This is a genomic window from Streptomyces sp. NPDC024687 (assembly GCF_055559055.1).
This window is the reverse complement of sequence record NZ_JBVHLJ010000008.1, coordinates 20,083-38,582: the sequence shown is the minus strand read 5'-3', so window position 1 is coordinate 38,582 and position 18,500 is coordinate 20,083. Positions and strand designations below refer to the sequence as shown.

The 18,500-nt window shown below is 70.9% G+C and carries 16 protein-coding genes and 1 pseudogene; 9 read left to right on the top strand and 8 right to left on the bottom strand.

From position 1 onward, the window contains the following. Position 1 precedes the first annotated feature (1 nt). The 4 genes and pseudogenes from ACZ39I_RS29085 to ACZ39I_RS29070 all read right to left on the bottom strand — a co-directional run. Positions 2–375 (bottom strand): annotated as a pseudogene (locus tag ACZ39I_RS29085) (LysE family translocator); the annotation flags it as partial. 140 nt (positions 376–515) lie between these two features. Continuing rightward, a complete protein-coding gene (locus tag ACZ39I_RS29080) occupies positions 516–1,307 on the bottom strand; it encodes a S1 family peptidase (RefSeq protein WP_467247658.1) in 792 nt (263 codons plus the stop codon). A gap of 215 nt (positions 1,308–1,522) precedes the next feature. Beyond that, complete coding sequence (locus tag ACZ39I_RS29075) at positions 1,523–4,339, bottom strand: helix-turn-helix transcriptional regulator (protein WP_467247656.1); 2,817 nt, start codon at positions 4,337–4,339, stop codon at positions 1,523–1,525. 163 nt (positions 4,340–4,502) lie between these two features. After that, entirely contained in the window at positions 4,503–5,333 is an 831-nt protein-coding gene (locus ACZ39I_RS29070) for a helix-turn-helix transcriptional regulator (protein WP_467247654.1), read from the bottom strand. Positions 5,334–5,450: 117 nt separating this feature from the next. On the opposite strand from ACZ39I_RS29070, the gene ACZ39I_RS29065 reads away from it, so the two are divergent. Next, the gene (locus ACZ39I_RS29065) at positions 5,451–7,118 is read left to right on the top strand and encodes an AMP-binding protein (RefSeq protein WP_467248071.1); all 1,668 of its coding nucleotides are present in this window, start codon (positions 5,451–5,453) and stop codon (positions 7,116–7,118) included. After that, on the top strand, positions 7,115–8,698 hold the full coding sequence (locus ACZ39I_RS29060) for an AMP-binding protein (protein ID WP_467247653.1): 1,584 nt from the start codon (positions 7,115–7,117) through the stop codon (positions 8,696–8,698). Before ACZ39I_RS29065 ends, ACZ39I_RS29060 begins: the two co-directional genes overlap by 4 nt. 388 nt (positions 8,699–9,086) lie before the next feature. On the opposite strand, the gene ACZ39I_RS29055 is transcribed toward ACZ39I_RS29060, so the two are convergent. Continuing rightward, on the bottom strand, positions 9,087–9,767 hold the full coding sequence (locus ACZ39I_RS29055) for a hypothetical protein (RefSeq protein WP_467247651.1): 681 nt from the start codon (positions 9,765–9,767) through the stop codon (positions 9,087–9,089). A 165-nt stretch (positions 9,768–9,932) separates the two neighbouring features. Between ACZ39I_RS29055 and gcl the strand changes: the two genes are divergently transcribed. Then, complete coding sequence (gene gcl, locus ACZ39I_RS29050; protein WP_467247649.1) at positions 9,933–11,717, top strand: glyoxylate carboligase; 1,785 nt, start codon at positions 9,933–9,935, stop codon at positions 11,715–11,717. A 226-nt stretch (positions 11,718–11,943) separates the two neighbouring features. Here gcl and ACZ39I_RS29045 read toward each other — a convergent pair whose 3' ends face one another. The 3 genes from ACZ39I_RS29045 to ACZ39I_RS29035 form a co-directional block, all read right to left on the bottom strand. After that, a complete protein-coding gene (locus ACZ39I_RS29045; protein WP_352381580.1) occupies positions 11,944–12,183 on the bottom strand; it encodes a hypothetical protein in 240 nt (79 codons plus the stop codon). Positions 12,184–12,584: 401 nt separating this feature from the next. After that, positions 12,585–13,475 carry a 2-hydroxy-3-oxopropionate reductase gene (locus tag ACZ39I_RS29040; RefSeq protein ID WP_467247647.1) on the bottom strand — a complete coding sequence of 297 codons (891 nt, stop codon included), beginning with the start codon at positions 13,473–13,475 and terminating at the stop codon, positions 12,585–12,587. Positions 13,476–13,503: 28 nt separating this feature from the next. Further along, positions 13,504–14,325 (bottom strand): TIM barrel protein, encoded by an 822-nt coding sequence (locus ACZ39I_RS29035; RefSeq protein ID WP_467247645.1) that lies wholly within the window; start codon positions 14,323–14,325, stop codon positions 13,504–13,506. Between the two features lie 133 nt (positions 14,326–14,458). On the opposite strand from ACZ39I_RS29035, the gene ACZ39I_RS29030 reads away from it, so the two are divergent. From ACZ39I_RS29030 to ACZ39I_RS29005, 6 genes are all read left to right on the top strand, one after another. Continuing rightward, on the top strand, positions 14,459–14,710 hold the full coding sequence (locus tag ACZ39I_RS29030) for a YkoF family thiamine-binding protein (protein ID WP_403665272.1): 252 nt from the start codon (positions 14,459–14,461) through the stop codon (positions 14,708–14,710). A 47-nt stretch (positions 14,711–14,757) separates the two neighbouring features. Then, complete coding sequence (locus ACZ39I_RS29025; protein WP_451477220.1) at positions 14,758–15,066, top strand: helix-turn-helix domain-containing protein; 309 nt, start codon at positions 14,758–14,760, stop codon at positions 15,064–15,066. 84 nt (positions 15,067–15,150) lie between these two features. Further along, on the top strand, positions 15,151–15,660 hold the full coding sequence (gene uraD / locus ACZ39I_RS29020; protein ID WP_467247643.1) for a 2-oxo-4-hydroxy-4-carboxy-5-ureidoimidazoline decarboxylase: 510 nt from the start codon (positions 15,151–15,153) through the stop codon (positions 15,658–15,660). A 5-nt stretch (positions 15,661–15,665) separates the two neighbouring features. Then, positions 15,666–16,061 carry a hydroxyisourate hydrolase gene (gene uraH / locus ACZ39I_RS29015; RefSeq protein ID WP_467247642.1) on the top strand — a complete coding sequence of 132 codons (396 nt, stop codon included), beginning with the start codon at positions 15,666–15,668 and terminating at the stop codon, positions 16,059–16,061. 6 nt (positions 16,062–16,067) lie between these two features. After that, complete coding sequence (gene pucL / locus ACZ39I_RS29010) at positions 16,068–16,964, top strand: factor-independent urate hydroxylase (RefSeq protein WP_467247640.1); 897 nt, start codon at positions 16,068–16,070, stop codon at positions 16,962–16,964. Positions 16,965–17,064: 100 nt separating this feature from the next. Then, positions 17,065–18,444 (top strand): 8-oxoguanine deaminase, encoded by a 1,380-nt coding sequence (locus ACZ39I_RS29005; protein ID WP_467247639.1) that lies wholly within the window; start codon positions 17,065–17,067, stop codon positions 18,442–18,444. Positions 18,445–18,500: the final 56 nt, after the last annotated feature.

Genomic DNA, 18,500 nt, shown 5'->3' with positions numbered 1-18,500 from the left:
CTCAGTCGGCCCGCCCCGTCACCGCCACCGCCACCGTCAAGCCCAGCCCGATCATCGTGAACCCGCCCGCGCCGCCGATCATCGAGAGCCGACGGTCGGATCGGGAGAACCAGGCGCGGCGGCCTACGCCGTCAGGCCCCACAGGGTGTCGGTGACCAGGCCGATGGTGATCGGCACCAGGCCGAGCAGCAGCGTCTACGCCGGTACGTGGCCCGCCGAGTCCTCGTTGGTGACACCGACGATGGTGCCGTCGAGCACGGTCCGCGAGTCGCCGCGCGCGGGCCCCGCGGACCGGGAGGTGATCGCCGACGGACAGACCGCCACCGACCGCTCCACCAAGGAACCGATCCCGACCGCGACCGCCACGACGAGCAGAGGACACGGTCCGTTGACGCCATGGCGGTCGTTCAAACACGGACCGCACCCATGGATAGGGGGCGCTGCGGGCCGCTCGTGGTGGCCCGCAACGCCCCCGGTCTCTCACCTGAGGAATGCTCAGGAGAACCTCTGGGGACCTATGAGTTGACCTGTGCGCTCACGAGGCTGGAGAAGGTGGTCAGCCGGGTGTAGACACCCGGGTATCCGGCCTCCGCGCAGCCCTCTCCCCAAGAAGTGATCCCTGCCAGGACGCCCCCGATGAGCAGGGGACCGCCGCTGTCGCCCTGGCAGGTGTCTACGCCGCCGGATGTGTATCCGGCGCAAACCATGTCGCTCGCCACGTAGGACGAACCGTAGGAGCTCTTGCAGCTGGAGTCGGACACGATCGGCACGGTCGCGGTCCGCAGCTGGTTGGAGGAGCTCCCGCTCTCCGAGGTGGTGCCCCAGCCGACGATGCGGGCCGTGGTGCCGGCCGCGTACACGCTGGTCTGGGACGAGGAGACGTAGGACGCCGTGGTGTACGGCATCGACGTCGACAGGGTCAGTACGGCCACGTCGTCGCCGTTGCTCGCGTCCGTGTAGTCCGGGTTGATCCAGATCTTGCTGACCCGGCTGACCGTGCCGTTGGTGCCGCTGAGGTAGGTGCGGCCGCCGACGACCCGCACGCTGCTGGTGGTCTCGCCGACCATGCAGTGGGCCGCGGTGACGACCTTGGTCGCGGAGACCAGGGTGCCGCCGCAGAACTGGTTCTGCGAGGCGTCCGTGATCTGCATCATGAACGGGTACGCCGTCGTGGTCGTCGTCGTACCGCCGACGATGGGCTCAGGGGCGGCGACGGCGGTGGGGGCGCCGAGCAACGCGGTGGCGGCGGCAGCGGCGGTCGCCAGAGCGGCGGCGCCGGTTCTCTTCGCACGGGTGAGACCGAACATCAGTGAGTCTCCTCAGGGTTGCCGGTGGGGGGGGCGCGCGGGTGTGGGGGTGTACACGGGGGTCGCGGGACCGACCCCCGTATGCCCGGGCGAGCGGCACGTTCATAAGCTAGAACGCGGAAGTTCCCCTTCCCAATGAGGGAAGCCCCTAAGGGAGTTGGGCAGGGAAAACCCTCGGTCGGCCCCCTGGGGAAGCCGTTCTGACGGCCCCTCGGCTACGGTCGGCGGCCCGCCGCCAGCCGGACGATGTCCACCCGGGAGCGGATCCCGAGCTTGCGGTAGACCCTCGTGAGCGTCGCCTCGACCGTCTTCACACTGATGAACAGCCGCGCGGCTATCTCCCGGTTGGTGGCGCCCTCCATCACCAGCGCCGCCACCTGACGCTCCATCGAGGCGAGCCCTTCGAGGTTGTCCAGCCCGTCCGGCGCGGCGGAATGCGCGGGCTCCGGCTCGGCCGGCCGGGCCAGCGCGGCCGCCTCCACCTGCCGCAGCCACGGCAGCGCCCGGCAGCGCCTGAAGAGCCGGGCCGCCTCGTCGTACGACGTCGGGCCGGGCCGTCGGGTGCGCAACTGGGCCAGCGCGAAGGCGGCGCGGGCCTCCTCCAGGCCGTACCCCAGCTTGGCGAGACGGTCCTGTACCGACGTCAACTGCACCAGCGCCGCGTCGACTTCACCCCGCGCCGCCCGCACCAGGGCCTCGGCCCGGTCCAGGACGGCGAGCACGCTCTCCCGGCCCAGCCGGAGCGCGTTCACCCGCGTCACGTCGATGACGTCCTGCGCCTCGCCGGTCTCCCCGATGCGTACGAGGGCCTCGGCGAGGTCGCCCTGCCAGCGACCGCGCGCCGGGTCCGTGATGCCGAGGCCGTGCTCCAGCTCGCGCACCCGGCGCAGCGAACGCACCGCGCCCTGCGCGTCCCCGGCGACGAGCTGCGCGTACCCGAGGGCGGCCAGGCCCCGGGACTCGTACATCTGGTCGCCGTTCTCCTCGGCGTGGTCGACCGCCTCCCGGGCCAGTTCCAGCGCCCGCTCGACCTGGCCGCCCGAGGCCTCCGCGAGCGAGGCGAGCACGGCCGAGGCCACCTCGCCGATCCCGGTGTCCCGGGCCATCATCAGGCTCTCCCGCGCCAGGTCGAGCGCCCGGCCGCAGTGCCCGGAGCGCAGCTCGGTCTCGGCCACCCCGCGCAGGAAGTGCACCTCGCTCTCGACCGAACCGCGCCGCCGCACCTCGCGCAGCAGCGCGGTGACCGTCGCGCGGGCCTCGGGCAGCTGGTCGCTCATGATGAGCCAGCGGAAACGGGAGTATCCGGCGCCGTTGTGGTGGCAGGCCACCCGCGGGTCCTGGGGCTCCTTCAGGGCGCGCTTGATGGTCGCGGGGGCGTCCGGATGGCCCATGAGGGTCTCCAGCTGGGCCTGGAATGACAGCGCCATCAGTTCGTTGTAGCGGTCGCCGGCCCGCGCGGCCAGCGCCGCCGAGCGCGCGGCCTCCCCGCGGGCCTCGTCGAAGTCGCCCTCGACGAGCAGCGCCCGCCAGGCCAGCTGGTAGCGGATCAGGGCGAGCAGTTCGGGGTCGTCGCCCGCGTCGGCCAGCGCCTGCGGGAAGACCGCGTCGACCTCCGTCATGGCGTGGCCCGCGGTGTCGATCACGGTGATCCAGGCCCGTACCCGGTCCGCGGGCACGGTGGCCCGGGTGAGCACGTCCCGGGCGATGTCCCGGGCGAGGTCCAGCTCGCCGGCGGTGATCGCGTCCTCGGCCGCCGTGAGCCGCCGTACGTCGGGAGCGGGCACGCTGTCGGCCGGGGTGTGCCGGGCCGACAGCAGCCCGAGGGAGGCGGCCATCGAGGGGGCGCCCCGGTCCCGGGCCAGGGCCGCGGCCTCGGCGAGCCGGGCGGCCACCTCCGGGTCGGTGCCGATGGTCGCGAGGGCCAGGTGGCGGGCCCGTTCGATCGGGTCGGAGGCGGCCGTGGACAGCGCCCGGTGCGCGTCCCGCCGTTCCTGCGCGGGCGCCTCCGCGTACAGCGCGGCCGAGATCAGCGGATGCGCGAAGCGTACGGCGGGACCCTCGGCCTCCGTCGCGAGCAGGCCCAGTGCGGCCGCCTGGGCCATCTCCGCCTCGGCGTCCCCGCGGCCGGCCGCGTGCAGCAGGGCCGGGGTGGGCCGGGCACCCGCGCTCGCCACCAGGAGGGTGCGCCGGGCCTCCTCGGAGAGCATCTGCAGGCGGCTGAGCACCAGGGCCCGGAGGGAGGTGGGCACGGGAAGGGGATCGCCGGGGCGGGGCGGGGTCGGGTTCTCGCTGAGGGCACGGCCGAGTTCCAGGGCGTAGAACGGGTTGCCGCCGCTGGTGCGGTGGATGTCCCGGACGGTGGAGCGCTGGAGGCCGGTGTAGCCGCGGTGGTCGAGCAGCGCGGACACCTGGGCGCGGGTGAGCGGGTTGAAGCGGACGGCGAGACTGTCCGGGGGCAACGCGCGTAGATGACGGTCGTACTCCGGGCCGTCGGTCCGGACCGCGCACAGCATCCGTACCGGGATGTCGCCGAGCCTGCGGGCGGCGAAGCCGAGCAGTTCCAGGCTCGCCGGATCCAGCCACTGCATGTCGTCGGCGACGACCAGGACCGGCCCCTCGGCGGCCAGCGCGCGCAGCGCCGACAGCACGGCCAGGCGCAGGGCGAGGCCGTCGCGCTGCAGGGTGGACTCGCCGCGGCCGGTCAGCGCCGATTCGAGCGCGGTGCGCTGCGCGGCGGGCAGCTTGTCGGAGATGTCGTCGAGGACCAGGCCGAAGAGGTCGGCCAGGGCCAGGAAGGGGAGGTGGGATTCCGACTCGGTGGCCGAGCAGCGCAACACGGTGTGGGTCGTTTCGCCGTATTCCGTGGCCAGGGCCCGCAGCACGGTGGACTTGCCTATTCCGGCCGGGCCGTGCAGCAGCACGCTGCCACCGCGGGTCAGCTGCTCACGGGCCTGGACGAACAGCTCGTCCCGGCCGATGACCAGGTCGGGGCGACATCTCGCAGGCTCCTGGAAGTCGCGTGGCACGGTCACCGCTTCCCTCCCTGTGTCGTGTCCTGGCCAATATTAGGCAAGCTGCTCTGAAATTCGGCGGGAAGATGTGGTGAGGGAGATAACAACCCGTTCCGTATGGAGAAATTCAAACCGCCCGCGAATGAATGAGATGTCTACGAATGTTACGGGAGCGGCCGGGTTGTCACGGGAGCAGTCCCGACCGGCGTGCGGCGACCACCGCCTCGCCACGGGTCCTGGCCCCGAGCTTGCGCATGGCCGACCGCAGATACGCCTTGACCGTCTCGGCACTCACGCCCAGCCTCTCCGCCGCCACCGCGTTCGTCGCCCCGGCCGCCACACAGGCCACGACGTCCAGCTCACGCGGGGTCAGTGAGACCCCCTTCGAGGGCCCGGAACCGGTGGTCAGGAGCGCGCAGGCGTCGAGCAGCTCGGCGCGCAGCGCGGGATCGGTGATCCGCGGGGCCAGCGCCCGCAGCGCCAGGTGAGCCTCCCGGACCTGCTCCCACCCGGAGGCGTCATCGTGGCCGGGCTCGGCCCGCGCCGCCACCAGCACGTCCCGTGCCTCGTCGCCGACGACCAGCGCCTGCTCCACGTCCTGGGCCGCGTCCACCGCGGCGGTCAGCGTGCGGTCACCCAGCGGCCGGGCGTCCCGCAGTGCGCCGTAGAGCACGCCCCGCACCCGGCGCCGTACGACCACCGGCACGGCCAGCACCGAGCGCAGGCCCTCCGCGGCGACGGCGGCGTCGTACTCGTGGCTGATCTGCCGGGACAGCGAGTAGTCCGCCACGGCGCACGGCCGGGCCAGTGCGACGGTCCTGCCGCCGAGGCCGTTGCCCGAGGTCACCGCGAGGGCGAGGAGCGAGGTGGTGGCCGTACCGCTCAGCTCGCTGATCCGTATCTGCGGGCGCCCCGACTCGACCAGACCGCCGAAGGCGACCGGGAGGCCCGTGGTGCGCCGCAGCCGTACGAGCGCACGCCGGATCTCCACCGCCCCGACCGCGTCCACTGTCACCTGTTCGTCCCTTCACCGCGGCACACACCCCCGTTCGGGGGTAGTGAGACCTGCATCACGGATTACACGATGGCAGAGAGCCGCCCGGCAATGGTCCGGTACGAGGAGGACACCAAGATGACGGCCACGGAGGATTTCCGCGGGGCGCGGGACTTCCTGCTGCAGCACCGCGAGGACTACGCCACGGCGTACGAGGGCTTCGCCTGGCCCCGCCCGCGACACTTCAACTGGGCGCTCGACTGGTTCGACGTCATCGCGCGGGGCAACGACCGCACCGCCCTGCACATCGTCGAGGAGGACGGCAGCGAGATCCGCCTGTCCTTCGCCGAGCTGGCCGAACGGTCCGACCGGGTCGCCAACCTGCTGCGGGAGCGCGGGGTGGAGGCCGAGGACCGGATCCTCGTCATGCTGGGCAACCAGGCCGAGCTGTGGGAGACGGCCCTGGCCGCCATGAAGCTGCGTGCCGTCGTCATCCCGGCGACCCCGCTGCTCGGCCCCGCCGACCTGCGCGACCGCGTCGAGCGCGGCCGGGTGCGGCACGTCCTGGTGCGGGCCGAGGACGCCGCCAAGTTCGACGAGGTGCCCGGCGACTACACGCGCATCGCCGTCGGTGGCGTACCGGAGGGCTGGCAGCCGTACGAGGACGCGTACACCACCTCCGAGGAGTTCCTGCCCGACGGCCCGACCCTCGCCGACGACCCGCTGATGCTGTACTTCACCTCCGGGACGACGGCCCGCCCCAAGCTGGTCGAGCACACGCACACGTCGTATCCGATCGGGCACCTGGCGACCATGTACTGGATCGGTCTCCAGCCCGGTGACGTGCACCTCAACATCTCCTCGCCCGGCTGGGCCAAGCACGCCTGGTCCAACCTGTTCGCGCCGTGGAACGCGGAGGCGACCGTCTTCATCCACAACTACACGCGCTTCGACGCGGCCCGGCTGATGTCGGAGATGGACCGGGCCGGGGTCACGACCTTCTGCGCCCCGCCGACCGTGTGGCGCATGCTCATCCAGGCCGACCTCACCCAGCTGCGCACACCGCCGCGGGAGGTGGTCGCGGCCGGTGAGCCCCTGAACCCCGAGGTCATCGAGCAGGTCCGGCGGGCCTGGGGCATCACCATCCGGGACGGCTTCGGCCAGACCGAGACGGCCGTGCAGGTCTCCAACAGTCCCGGGCAGGTGCTGAAGACCGGCTCCATGGGCCGCCCGAGCCCCGGCTACAAGGTGGAGCTCCTCGACCCGGTCTCCGGCGCGCCCGGCGCGGCCGAGGGCGAGATCGCCCTGGACCTGTCGGCCCGGCCGGTCGGCCTGATGACCGGCTACCACGGGGACCCGGACCGTACGGCGGAGGCGATGGCCGGCGGTTACTACCGGACCGGCGACGTGGCGTCGAGGGACGACGAGGGCTACCTGACCTACATCGGGCGCAGCGACGACGTCTTCAAGGCCTCCGACTACAAGATCAGCCCCTTCGAGCTGGAGAGCGCGCTCCTGGAGCACGAGGCGGTGGCCGAGGCGGCCGTCGTGCCCGCGCCGGACGAACTGCGGCTCGCGGTCCCGAAGGCGTACGTCGTGCTGGCGGAGGGCTGGGAGCCCGGGCCCGACACGGCCAAGGTGCTCTTCGAACACTCCCGGCAGACACTGGCGCCGTACAAGCGGATCCGGCGCCTGGAGTTCGGGGAGCTGCCCAAGACGGTCTCGGGCAAGATCCGGCGGATCGAGCTGCGTGAGGCCACGGCGGCGGGCTCGGACGCGGAGTACCGCGAGGAGGACTTCCAGTGAACTCGTACACGCACGGCACCAGCGACACCGCACTTCTCGGCGACACGATCGGGGCCAACCTGGACCGGGCGGTGGCGACCTGGCCCGACCGGGAGGCACTCGTCGACGTGCCGTCCGGACGGCGTTGGACGTACGCGCAATTCGGCGCCGACGTCGAGGAGTTGGCGTCCGCGCTGCTCGCGTCCGGGATCGCCAAGGGGGACCGGGTCGGCATCTGGGCGGTCAACTGCCCCGAGTGGGTGCTCGTCCAGTACGCCACCGCCCGCATCGGCGCGATCATGGTGAACATCAACCCGGCGTACCGCACCCACGAGGTCGAGTACGTCCTCAACCAGGCGGGGATCTCTCTGCTCTTCGCCTCGCTCGGTCACAAGAGCAGTGACTACCGGGCGATGGTCGACGAAGTGCGCGGCAGGTGCCGGGAGTTGCGGGAGGTCGTGTACATCGGCGACCCGAGCTGGGGGAAGTTGCTGGGCCGCGGCGACCGCGCGGCGGCGTACCCGGAACTGTCCTGCGACGACCCGATCAACATCCAGTACACCTCGGGTACGACGGGCTTCCCCAAGGGGGCGACCCTCTCCCACCACAACATCCTCAACAACGGCTACTTCGTAGGAGAGTTGATCTCCTACAGCGAGCAGGACCGGATCTGCATCCCGGTGCCCTTCTACCACTGCTTCGGCATGGTGATGGGCAACCTGGCGGCGACCTCGCACGGCGCCTGCATGGTGATCCCGGCCCCGTCCTTCGAGCCGGCGGCGACGCTGCGGGCGGTCCAACAGGAGCGCTGCACCTCGCTCTACGGGGTGCCGACCATGTTCATCGCGGAGTTGAACCTCCCCGACTTCGCGACGTACGACCTCTCCTCCCTGCGCACCGGCATCATGGCGGGCTCGCCGTGTCCGGTGGAGGTGATGAAGCGGGTGGTCGCGGAGATGCACATGGCGGAGGTGTCCATCTGCTACGGCATGACGGAGACGTCCCCGGTGTCCCTGCAGACCCGCCGGGACGACGACCTGGAGCACCGCACCGGCACGGTCGGCCGCGTCCTGCCCCACCTCGAGGTCAAGGTCGTCGACCCGGCGACCGGGGTGACCCAACCCCGGGGCAGATCGGGGGAGTTGTGCACCCGGGGTTACAGCGTGATGCTCGGCTACTGGCAGGAGCCGGAGAAGACGGCGGAGGCCGTGGACGCCGGACGCTGGATGCACACCGGGGACCTGGCGATGATGCGCGAGGACGGGTACGTCGAGATCGTCGGCCGCATCAAGGACATGATCATCCGGGGCGGGGAGAACATCTACCCGCGCGAGATCGAGGAGTTCCTCTACGGCCACCCGAAGATCGCGGACGTCCAGGTGGTCGGCGTCCCTCACGAGCGCTACGGCGAGGAGGTGCTCGCCTGTGTCATCCCGAGGGACCCGGCGGACCCGCCGACCCTCGAGGAACTGCGCGGCTTCTGCGAGGGGCGACTGGCGCACTACAAGATCCCGAACCGGCTGAAGATCCTCGACGCCTTCCCGATGACGGTGTCCGGGAAGGTACGCAAGGTGGAACTGCGGGAGACGTACGGGCGGTAGCCCGGTGCACAGTTTCTCGGCGGCCGGTTCGCCGGCAAGCAGCCGTACTCGGTAGGGCGGTGCGCGGTCCGGGTGCACCGGCCGGGGGATCTGCGCCTCGAACGCCGCTCGCCAGGCGGTGGCCTTGGACTGGCCGGGCGGGGTGCGACCGTCACCGGTTGCGTCGGCGACGACGGCCCGCGCGTCATCGCGGACCGTGACGGGCCGCGTCCACCCCGACCCCCTGGCGTACTTGGTTGCCGCGTGCGCGAGCCGGAAGCGCACCCAGCGTGGGGGACCTGCGCCCCGAACGCCCTCCGCCAGGCGGTGGCCCCGGCCGTCCCGCCTAGGGCGCTGCCGCCGCCCCCTTCAGACTCCGCGCTGCCCAGTCGGTCGAATCGCCGACGGCCTACGGCCCGTCCAGTTCGTCCGCCAGGGTGTTCACCGGCTGGGGCGTGCCCGTCAGGTCCAGGACGAACAGGGGGACGCCGAGGGCGTCGGCGCTGGTGCGGGCCTCGGTGGTGTAGCCGGCCAGGGAGAAGTACACGCACCGCGCGGACTCCGTCATGGCCGTCAGCCACAGGCACTCCACGTCCCGCGGTGAGGCCGGCCGCACGGTCGGGTCCACCTGGGCCAGCAGCCCGCGGGCCGCGAGGCCGATGCCGGACGGCGGCCGCTGGTCCGCGCGCCGGATGTCCTGGTAGCCGAGCCAGCGCAGATACAGCGCGGCGACGGTGACCGCGTCGCGCGCGGTGCGGATCGTGATCGGCTGAAAGGCGGGGCGCGGGGGAGCGGGGGCGTCCGCGTCCGGCTCCGCCCGCGGACAGGCGTCCCCGGCCACCGCGATCCGCAGGACCGTCCCGCAGCCACAGCCCAGCTCCGGCTGCGGCCACTCGGCCTTGCGGCCGCAGACCGCGCACTCCACGGCGACCCACGCCTCGTCCCACACCGGGTGGGTGACGGCCGTGGGCACGCCGTGCCGGTCCAGCGGGGGACAGACGGGGGCGCCGCACTCGCACGGGTAGGACGGCGCCGCGTAGAGGTGCTCGCGCCGGCAGACCGGACAGCGCACCGACACGCTCTCGGACATGGGCTCATCGTCCTCCAGGGCATGCCCGGTTGTCCGCCTCTTGACGGTCTTCATCCACCCGCCTACATTACTTCCAGATAGTAGAAAACTTATTCCACTATACGGAAGTGCTCGCCGCGGGGCGCGACGGGAGTACGCATCCGACAGCCGAAGCAGGAGTACTCGATGGCTCGAATGACCGCTGCCCGCGCGGCAGTTGAGATCCTCAAGCGCGAAGGTGTCACGGACGCGTTCGGTGTCCCCGGCGCGGCGATCAACCCCTTCTACGCCGCGCTCAAGGCATCCGGGGGTATCCACCACACCCTCGCCCGCCATGTCGAGGGCGCCTCGCACATGGCCGAGGGTTACACCCGCACCCACCCGGGCAACATCGGAGTCTGCATCGGCACCTCGGGGCCGGCCGGCACCGACATGATCACCGGCCTGTACTCCGCGACCGGCGACTCGATCCCGATCCTGTGCATCACGGGCCAGGCCCCGACCGCCGTGATCCACAAGGAGGACTTCCAGGCCGTCGACATCGCCTCGATCGCGGGACCGGTGACGAAGATGGCGGTCACCGTCCTGGAGGCGGCCCAGGTCCCCGGCGTCTTCCAGCAGGCCTTCCACCTCATGCGCTCCGGCCGCCCCGGCCCGGTCCTCGTCGACCTGCCGATCGACGTCCAGCTGACCGAGATCGAGTTCGACCCGGAGACCTATCAACCGCTCCCGGTCTACAAGCCCGCCGCGAGCCGCGCCCAGATCGAGAAGGCGCTCGGTCTCCTCAACGCCTCCGCCCGCCCGCTGATCGTCGCCGGCGGCGGTGTCATCAACGCCGACGCGGCCGAACTCCTCGTCGAGTTCGCCGAGTTGACCGGCACCCCGGTCGTCCCGACCCTCATGGGCTGGGGCGTCCTGCCCGACGACCACGAGCTGAACGCCGGCATGGTGGGCCTGCAGACCTCCCACCGCTACGGCAACGCCACCTTCCTGGAGTCCGACTTCGTCCTCGGCATCGGCAACCGCTGGGCCAACCGCCACACCGGCAAGCTGGACGTCTACACGGCCGGCCGGACGTTCGTCCACGTCGATGTGGAGCCCACCCAGATCGGCAGGATCTTCGCACCGGACTACGGCATCGCCTCCGACGCCAAGGCGGCCCTGGAGCTCTTCGTCGAGGTGGCAAGGGAGTTGAAGGCGGCGGGCTGGCTCCCCGACCGCTCGGCCTGGGCGGCCTCGGCGCAGGAGAAGAAGGCGACCCTCCAGCGCCGTACGCACTTCGACGACATCCCCATCAAGCCGCAGCGCGTCTACGAGGAGATGAACAAGGCCTTCGGCCCGGAGACCCGGTACGTCTCCACGATCGGCCTCTCCCAGATCGCCGGCGCCCAGATGCTGCACGTCTTCAGGCCCCGGCACTGGATCAACTGCGGTCAGGCGGGCCCGCTCGGCTGGACGATCCCGGCTGCGCTGGGTGTCGCCAAGGCCGACCCGGAGGCACAGGTCGTCGCCCTCTCCGGGGACTACGACTTCCAGTTCATGATCGAGGAGCTGGCCGTCGGGGCCCAGCACCGGATCCCGTACATCCACGTCCTCGTGAACAACTCCTACCTGGGCCTGATCCGCCAGGCCCAGCGCGCCTTCGACATCGACTTCCAGGTCAACCTGGAGTTCGAGAACGTCAACTCCCCGGAACTGGGCGTCTACGGCGTCGACCACGTCAAGGTCGCCGAGGGCCTGGGCTGCAAGGCGATCCGGGTGACCGATCCGGCGGAGCTGGGCGCGGCCCTGGAGCAGGCGAAGAAGCTCGCCGCCGAGTTCCGGGTCCCGGTCGTCGTCGAGGCCATCCTGGAGCGGGTCACCAACATCTCGATGTCGACGACGAACGACATCTCCAACGTGGTCGAGTTCGAGGAGACCGCGACGGAGCCGGCCCACGCGCCGACGTCGATCAAGCCGCTGAAGGTCTGACCCCGCGCACAGCTGAAGGGCGGTCCCACCGTGAAGGTCGGACCGCCCTTTCCCGTGCCCGGCTCCCCCGAAGCCGTCCCCCGTCGCGATGCCCGCCGCCCCCGTGCCGGCGAACCTCGTGTGATGAGAATGCGCCCGGAACGGGTCCGGCAGAAGCCCCTGAATCAGGTTCAGAGGTTGATTTGAGGATTCCGTAGCCGACCTACGACCGCTGCGGTACGCCCGCTCACCGCTCGTGGTGCTCGGACAGTCCCGGCCAGTCGTCCGGACCGCCGCCCTGCCACTCCACGATGTCGTCGTCCTCGACCTCGATCCGGTCCAGGTCGGCGAGCCGGAGCAACTCCACGACGTCGTCCAGGTGTGAGGCGACGCCGAGGTTGTCGTCGTTCGCGGTGACCCGCCGGGAACCGTCCAGGGCCGGGGCGTGCACCACGACATGCGGATGCTGTGCTGGATGTCCTGCCATGCCTTCAGAGTCCTGCGATCCGCGGCGCTCCGCACCCCGGGAACGCGGCGGAGCGCCGGATACGGGATCGTCCGTATCCGGCGCTCTGTGTTCCTGCCGGCCTTGCCGGGACCGCGGCGGCGGCGACGGAACCGGGGCGCGCTCCTTCCCTCAGGTCGAAGAAGGAGCGTCCGGGACCTTCACCACCGCACTGGCTCGCACGCCGCCGCGGTCCTCCCCCGACCGCACCCGGTACCGGGCGACACCCCTCATCCGGGTCGCCGGGCGCGTCGGGTGCGGTCAGGGAGTCTCGGTTCTCCACGCGGTCGTACCGGTGGAGTGGTTTCCGGGCGGCGCCGTCGCCTGGGCGCGACAGGACAGATGTCAGCGGCGGCGCCGCCCGGAGTCTTGGGGAGCGGAGGTCAGACCTGGGCGCCGGACAGCCGCTCGACCGCACGCAGCAGTGCCGAGTGGTCCAGAGCCCCGTCGCCCTGCGCACGCAGGCTGGCGACCAGCTGGGCGACCACTGCGCCGACCGGCAGGGCCGCCCCGACGTTGCGGGCGGCGTCGGTGACGATGCCCATGTCCTTGTGGTGCAGGTCGATCCGGAAACCCGGCTTGAAGTCGCGCTGGAGGAAGTTGTCCTTCTTGCGCGTCAGTACCGTCGAGCCGGCGAGACCGCCGCCCAGGACGTCGAGGGCGGCCTTGAGGTCCACGCCCGACTTCTCCAGGAAGACCACGGCCTCGGCGCACGCCTGGATGTTCACGGCGACGATCAGCTGGTTCGCGGCCTTCACCGTCTGGCCCGAGCCGTGCGGACCGCACAGCACGATGGTCTTGCCGAGTGCCTCGAAGACCGGCTCGGCCTCGTCGAAGTCGGCCTGCTCACCGCCGACCATGATGGACAGGACGGCCTCGATCGCACCGGCCTCACCGCCGGACACGGGTGCGTCCAGGACGCGGATGCCCTTCTCCTTCGCCGCCTTCGCCAGGTCGACCGAGGTCTGCGGGGTGATCGAGGACATGTCGATCAGCAGGGCGCCGGAGCGGGCGTTCTCCAGGATGCCCTCGGGGCCGTACGCGATGGCCTCGACCTGCGGGGAGGCGGGCACCATCGTGATGATCACGTCGGCGTCCCGGACGGCCTCGGCGATCGAACCGGCGGCGGTGCCACCGGCGGCGGCCAGCCGGTCCAGCTTGTCCCGTTCGAGGGTGAAACCGGTGACGTCGTAACCCGCCTTGACCAGGTTCTCGGACATGGGGGAGCCCATGATGCCGAGGCCTATCCAGGCGATCTTGGGGAGGTTGCTCATGGTCGGGGGTGCCTTTCCGGGAAGGGGGTCAGCGGGGCAGCCAGTCGAAGGCCTCGGCGCTCGGGCGGTCGCCCGGCTTGTACTCGAGGCCGACCCAGCCGTCGTAGCCCGCCTTCTGCAGCTGGTCGAGGAGGTCTTCGAGGGGGAGTGAGCCGGTACCGGGCGCGCCGCGACCGGGGTTGTCGGCGATCTGCACATGGCCGGTCTTCGGGGCGAACTCCTCGATCACCGCCGGCAGGTCCTCGCCGTTCATCGACAGGTGGTAGAGGTCCATCAGGAACTTCGCGTTGCCGAGGCCGGTCGCGGCGTTGACCTTGTCGACGATCCCCACCGCCGCGGGCGCGCTCACCAGCGGATACCGCGGCGACTCGGGCTTGTTGAGGGCCTCGATCAGGAGGATCGCGCCGATCCGGTCGGCCGCGCGGGCCGCGAGGACCAGGTTCTCCAGCGCGAGCGCGTCCTGCTCGGCCGGGTCCACGCCGTCGACGCGGTTGCCGTACAGGGCGTTGAGCGCGGTGGCGCCGAGCGATCCGGCGAAGTCGGCGGCCACGTCGACGTTGGCGCGGAACCGCTGCGACTCCTCGCCCGGCAGGGACAGGGCGCCGCGGTCGGGGCCCGGCAGCCGGCCGGCGTAGAAGTTCAGGCCCGTGAGCCGGACGCCCGCGTCCTCGATCGCCTTCTTCAGGGCATCGAGCTCGGACCGCCCGGGGGTGGGGGTGTCGATCCAGGGCCACCACAGCTCGACCGCGGTGAAGCCGGCCGCGGCGGCCGCCGCGGGGCGCTCCAGGAGCGGGAGTTCCGTGAAGAGGATCGACAGGTTGACGTTGAAGCGCTGCTCTGCGAATCCCATGCGGCGCTCCCTTCCGTGTGGAGTATTTCCGTAATATGGAAGTTAGTTTCTGCTTATTGGAAGATTGCCGTCGGGTCGAAGGCGTTGTCAAGAGGGCCCGACGGAAAACGGCACCGCGGGTTAGGTTGTGCGCGTGCGATTGAGAGTGGAGTTCACGACCGAACCCTTCGACCTCGACGAGGCCCCGGCGCACGCGCTGGTGGCCCGCGAGGTCATCGAGGCCGCCGAGCTGGACGCGGTGGACGTCGGCCCGTTCGGCAACACGGCCGAAGGCGGCGCCGACGAGGTGCTCGGTGCCGTGGATGCCCTGCTGCGCCGGACCCTGGCCTCCGGTGCCACCCGGATCTCCCTCCAGGTGAACGTGGTCGGGGAGGCCGGCGCGTGAGCACCGACGAGCCGTTCGTCGCGGCGGTCAAGCCGCTGATCGACGCCATGGGCGGCGAGATGGTCCCGCCCGACGAGGCCGGCCCCGACGACGTCGTGCTCTCCTGGGAGGGTGCCGACGTGGTCGCCGTACGGCTGCCGCAGCTCGCGGACTCGCTCGATCACATCCTGGCCGCCATGGAGCGCAAGCAGGGCAAGCCGCTCGCCGACCTCGACCGCAAGGCCAAGCAGGAGGTCGTACGCATACTGGAGGCGCGCGGCGCCTTCTCCGTACGACACGGCGTGGAGACCGTGGCGAGCGCCCTCGGGGTGAGCCGCTTCACGGTCTACAACTACCTGAACCGGGACAAAACGTAGGCTGCGGACCCCGGCGGGTTTCGTAACCGCGAATTTTCAACAAAGTGTTGACGTGATGTCGCGTCGGGGCGTTAGCTGACTCCCGTGACTTCGACTTCCACGTCCCCCGGCCTGGCCCGGTTCAACGTCCTCGAGGAGCACGCGGCCCACGCGGTCCTCCTCGAGGCGTGCGCCTCGACGGCGTGGGCTCGTCGGCTGCTCGCCGCCCGCCCCTACGCGACCGCGGAAGACCTCTACGCCACCAGCGAGGCCGCCATGGCCGAGCTGACCGCCGACGACCTCGCCGAGGCGATGGCCGGGCACCCCCCGATCGGCCGCCCCAAGCCCGGCGACCCGACCTCCGCCCGCGAGCAGCGCGGCATGGCCGGCGCCTCCGCGGAGCTCAGGGCGCAGATGCTGGAACTGAACCTGGCGTACCAGGAGAGGTTCGGCCATGTCTTCCTGATCTGCGCGACCGGCCGCACCGCCGAGCAGATGCGCGACGCGGTAGAGGAACGGATCGGCAACTCGCCGGAGCGGGAGCGCGAGATCGTCCGCACCGAGCTGGGCAAGATCAACCGTATCCGGCTCGCCCGTATCGTCGAAGAGGACTGAGCAGCATGAGCACCAGCACCACCGCCTCGGTGTCCACGCACATCCTGGACACCAGCCTCGGCCGCCCCGCCGAGGGCGTCCCCGTCCAGATCGCGGCCCGCGCCGGACGGGACGCTGAATGGCAGGCGCTCGGGGGTTCCGCGACCGACGCGGACGGGCGGTGCAAGGACCTGCCGGCGCTGCCGGAGGGGACCACCCACGTACGGCTCGACTTCGCCGTGGAGCCGTATTTCCTGAAGAAGCAAGCCGATGCGCAGCAGGACGCCCCCGCGAATCGGGACAGCGGTGCCGGTGTGTTCTTCCCGGAGGTGGCGATCACATTCGCCGTCGAGCCGGGCGAGCACTACCACGTACCGCTGCTGCTCAACCCGTTCGGCTACTCCGTATACCGAGGGAGCTAGCTAGAGATGCCCACCATTCTGGGACAGAACCAGTACGGCAAGGCCGAGAACCGAGTCGTCAAGATCACGCGGGACGGCGCCACCCATCACATCAAGGACCTCAACGTCTCGGTGTCGCTGAGCGGCGACATGGACGAGGTCCACTACTCCGGCTCCAACGCCAACGTGCTGCCGACCGACACCACCAAGAACACGGTGTACGCCTTCGCCAAGGAGCACGGCATCGAGTCCGCCGAGCAGTTCGGCATCCACCTCGCCCGGCACTTCGTGACGAGTCAGGAGCCGATCAGGACCGCGCGGATCCGCATCGAGGAGTACGCCTGGGAGCGGATCGGGACGCCCGGCGAGGACGCACACTCGTTCGTCCGCCAGGGCCAGGAGACCCGCCTGACCCAGGTCACCTACGACGGCTCCTCCTGGGAGGTCGTCTCCGGCCTCAAGGACCTCACGGTGATGAACTCGACCAACTCCGAGTTCTGGGGCTACGTCAAGGACAAGTACACGACCCTGCCCGAGGCGTACGACCGCATCCTGGCCACCCAGGTCGCCGCCCGCTGGCGCTTCAACTGGTCCGACGACGAGCAGGAGATGCCCAACTGGGAGGAGTCCTACGAGCAGGTGAAGAAGCACATGCTCCAGGCCTTCGCCGGGACGTACTCGCTCTCGCTCCAGCAGACCCTGTACCAGATGGGCTCGCGGATCATCGAGAACCGCCGCGAGATCGACGAGGTCCGCTTCTCACTGCCCAACAAGCACCACTTCCTGGTCGACCTGGAGCCGTTCGGCCTCAAGAACGACAACGAGGTGTACTTCGCCGCCGACCGGCCCTACGGCCTGATCGAGGCGACCGTCCTGCGGGACGGCGTCGAGCCGAGGATCCCGGTGGACCTCACCAACCTCTGACCAACTCCCATTGCGGCACCCGCGGCCCGCCTGTACGGGCCGCGGCACTCAAATCCCCGGGTCCTGCCGTGCCCACTCCGCACAGTGAAGGAGACGCATCATGGCAGCAGCCCAGCGCATCGTCATCGAGAACTGTTCGATCGCGACGGTCGACGCCGACGACACGGAGTACGCCACCGGGCACCTGGTCATCGCCGGCAACCGCATCGAGTCGCTCGGCGCGGGCAGGGCCCCCGAGGGCCTGGAGAACGTCGACCGCCGTATCGACGCCACCGGCCACCTGGTGACCCCCGGCCTGGTCAACACCCACCACCACTACTACCAGTGGATCACCCGGGGCCTCGCCACCGACCACAACCTCTTCAACTGGCTCGTCGCCCTCTACCCGACCTGGGCGCGCATCGACGAGCAGATGGTCTACGCGGCGGCGCAGGGCTCGCTCGCGATGATGGCTCGCGGCGGCGTCACCACCGCCATGGACCACCACTACGTCTTCCCCGCCGGCTCCGGCGACCTGTCCGGCGCGATCATCCGCGCCGCCCGCGAGACGGGTGTCCGCTTCACCCTCGCCCGCGGCTCCATGGACCGCAGCGAGAAGGACGGCGGCCTGCCCCCGGACTTCGCGGTCGAGACCCTGGAGGGCGCCCTCGCCGCGACCGAGGCGACCGTCAAGGAGCACCACGACTCCTCCTTCGACGCGATGACCCAGGTCGCCGTCGCCCCCTGCTCGCCCTTCTCGGTCTCCACCGAACTCCTGCGTGAAGGCGCCGAGTTGGCCCGCCGCCTCGGCGTACGGCTGCACACCCACGGCTCGGAGACCGTCGAGGAGGAGCAGTTCTGCAAGGAACTGTTCGGCATGGGGCCCACCGACTACTTCGAGTCCACCGGCTGGCTCGGCGAGGACGTGTGGATGGCGCACTGCGTCCACATGAACGACTCCGACATCGCCGCCTTCGCCCGTACCAAGACGGGTGTGGCCCACTGCCCCTCGTCCAACGCCCGTCTGGCCGCGGGCATCGCCCGGGTCCCGGACATGCTCGCGGCCGGCGTGCCGGTCGGCCTCGGCGTCGACGGCACGGCGTCCAACGAGTCCGGCGAACTCCACACCGAACTGCGCAACGCCCTGCTCATCAACCGCCTCGGCGCCCACCGGGAAGCGGCTCTCAACGCCCGCCAGGCCCTGCGCCTGGGCACCTACGGCGGCGCCCAGGTCCTGGGCCGCGCGGCGGAGACCGGTTCCCTGGAGGCGGGCAAGCTCGCCGACCTGGTGCTGTGGAAGCTCGACACCCTCGCGCACGCCTCGATCGCCGACCCGGTGACCGCGCTGGTCTTCGGCGCGGCGGCACCCGTCACGGCCTCCTTCGTGAACGGCCGTCAGATCGTCGAGAACAGCCGCCTGTTGCATGTCGACGAGGACGCCATCGCGCGTTCCACGCGGGAACAGGCCCAGCGCCTCGCGCGGATCGCCGCGCAGGGCTGACCACTTCACCAGAACTCCGGTCGGGAGGGACGGCTCCCGGCCGGCAGCCGTGGACC

Bases quoted from the DNA above. Each gene is read 5' to 3' on its own strand.
- ACZ39I_RS29005 (WP_467247639.1), top strand. From the start codon at position 17,065: ATGGCAGCAGCCCAGCGCATCGTCATCGAGAACTGTTCGATCGCGACG.
- ACZ39I_RS29025 (WP_451477220.1), top strand. From the start codon at position 14,758: ATGGGCGGCGAGATGGTCCCGCCCGACGAGGCCGGCCCCGACGACGTC.
- ACZ39I_RS29065 (WP_467248071.1), top strand. From the start codon at position 5,451: ATGACGGCCACGGAGGATTTCCGCGGGGCGCGGGACTTCCTGCTGCAG.
- uraH (WP_467247642.1), top strand. From the start codon at position 15,666: ATGAGCACCAGCACCACCGCCTCGGTGTCCACGCACATCCTGGACACC.
- ACZ39I_RS29080 (WP_467247658.1), bottom strand. From the start codon at position 1,307: ATGTTCGGTCTCACCCGTGCGAAGAGAACCGGCGCCGCCGCTCTGGCG.
- pucL (WP_467247640.1), top strand. From the start codon at position 16,068: ATGCCCACCATTCTGGGACAGAACCAGTACGGCAAGGCCGAGAACCGA.
- gcl (WP_467247649.1), top strand. From the start codon at position 9,933: ATGGCTCGAATGACCGCTGCCCGCGCGGCAGTTGAGATCCTCAAGCGC.
- ACZ39I_RS29055 (WP_467247651.1), bottom strand. From the start codon at position 9,767: ATGTCCGAGAGCGTGTCGGTGCGCTGTCCGGTCTGCCGGCGCGAGCAC.
- ACZ39I_RS29035 (WP_467247645.1), bottom strand. From the start codon at position 14,325: ATGGGATTCGCAGAGCAGCGCTTCAACGTCAACCTGTCGATCCTCTTC.
- ACZ39I_RS29040 (WP_467247647.1), bottom strand. From the start codon at position 13,475: ATGAGCAACCTCCCCAAGATCGCCTGGATAGGCCTCGGCATCATGGGC.
- ACZ39I_RS29045 (WP_352381580.1), bottom strand. From the start codon at position 12,183: ATGGCAGGACATCCAGCACAGCATCCGCATGTCGTGGTGCACGCCCCG.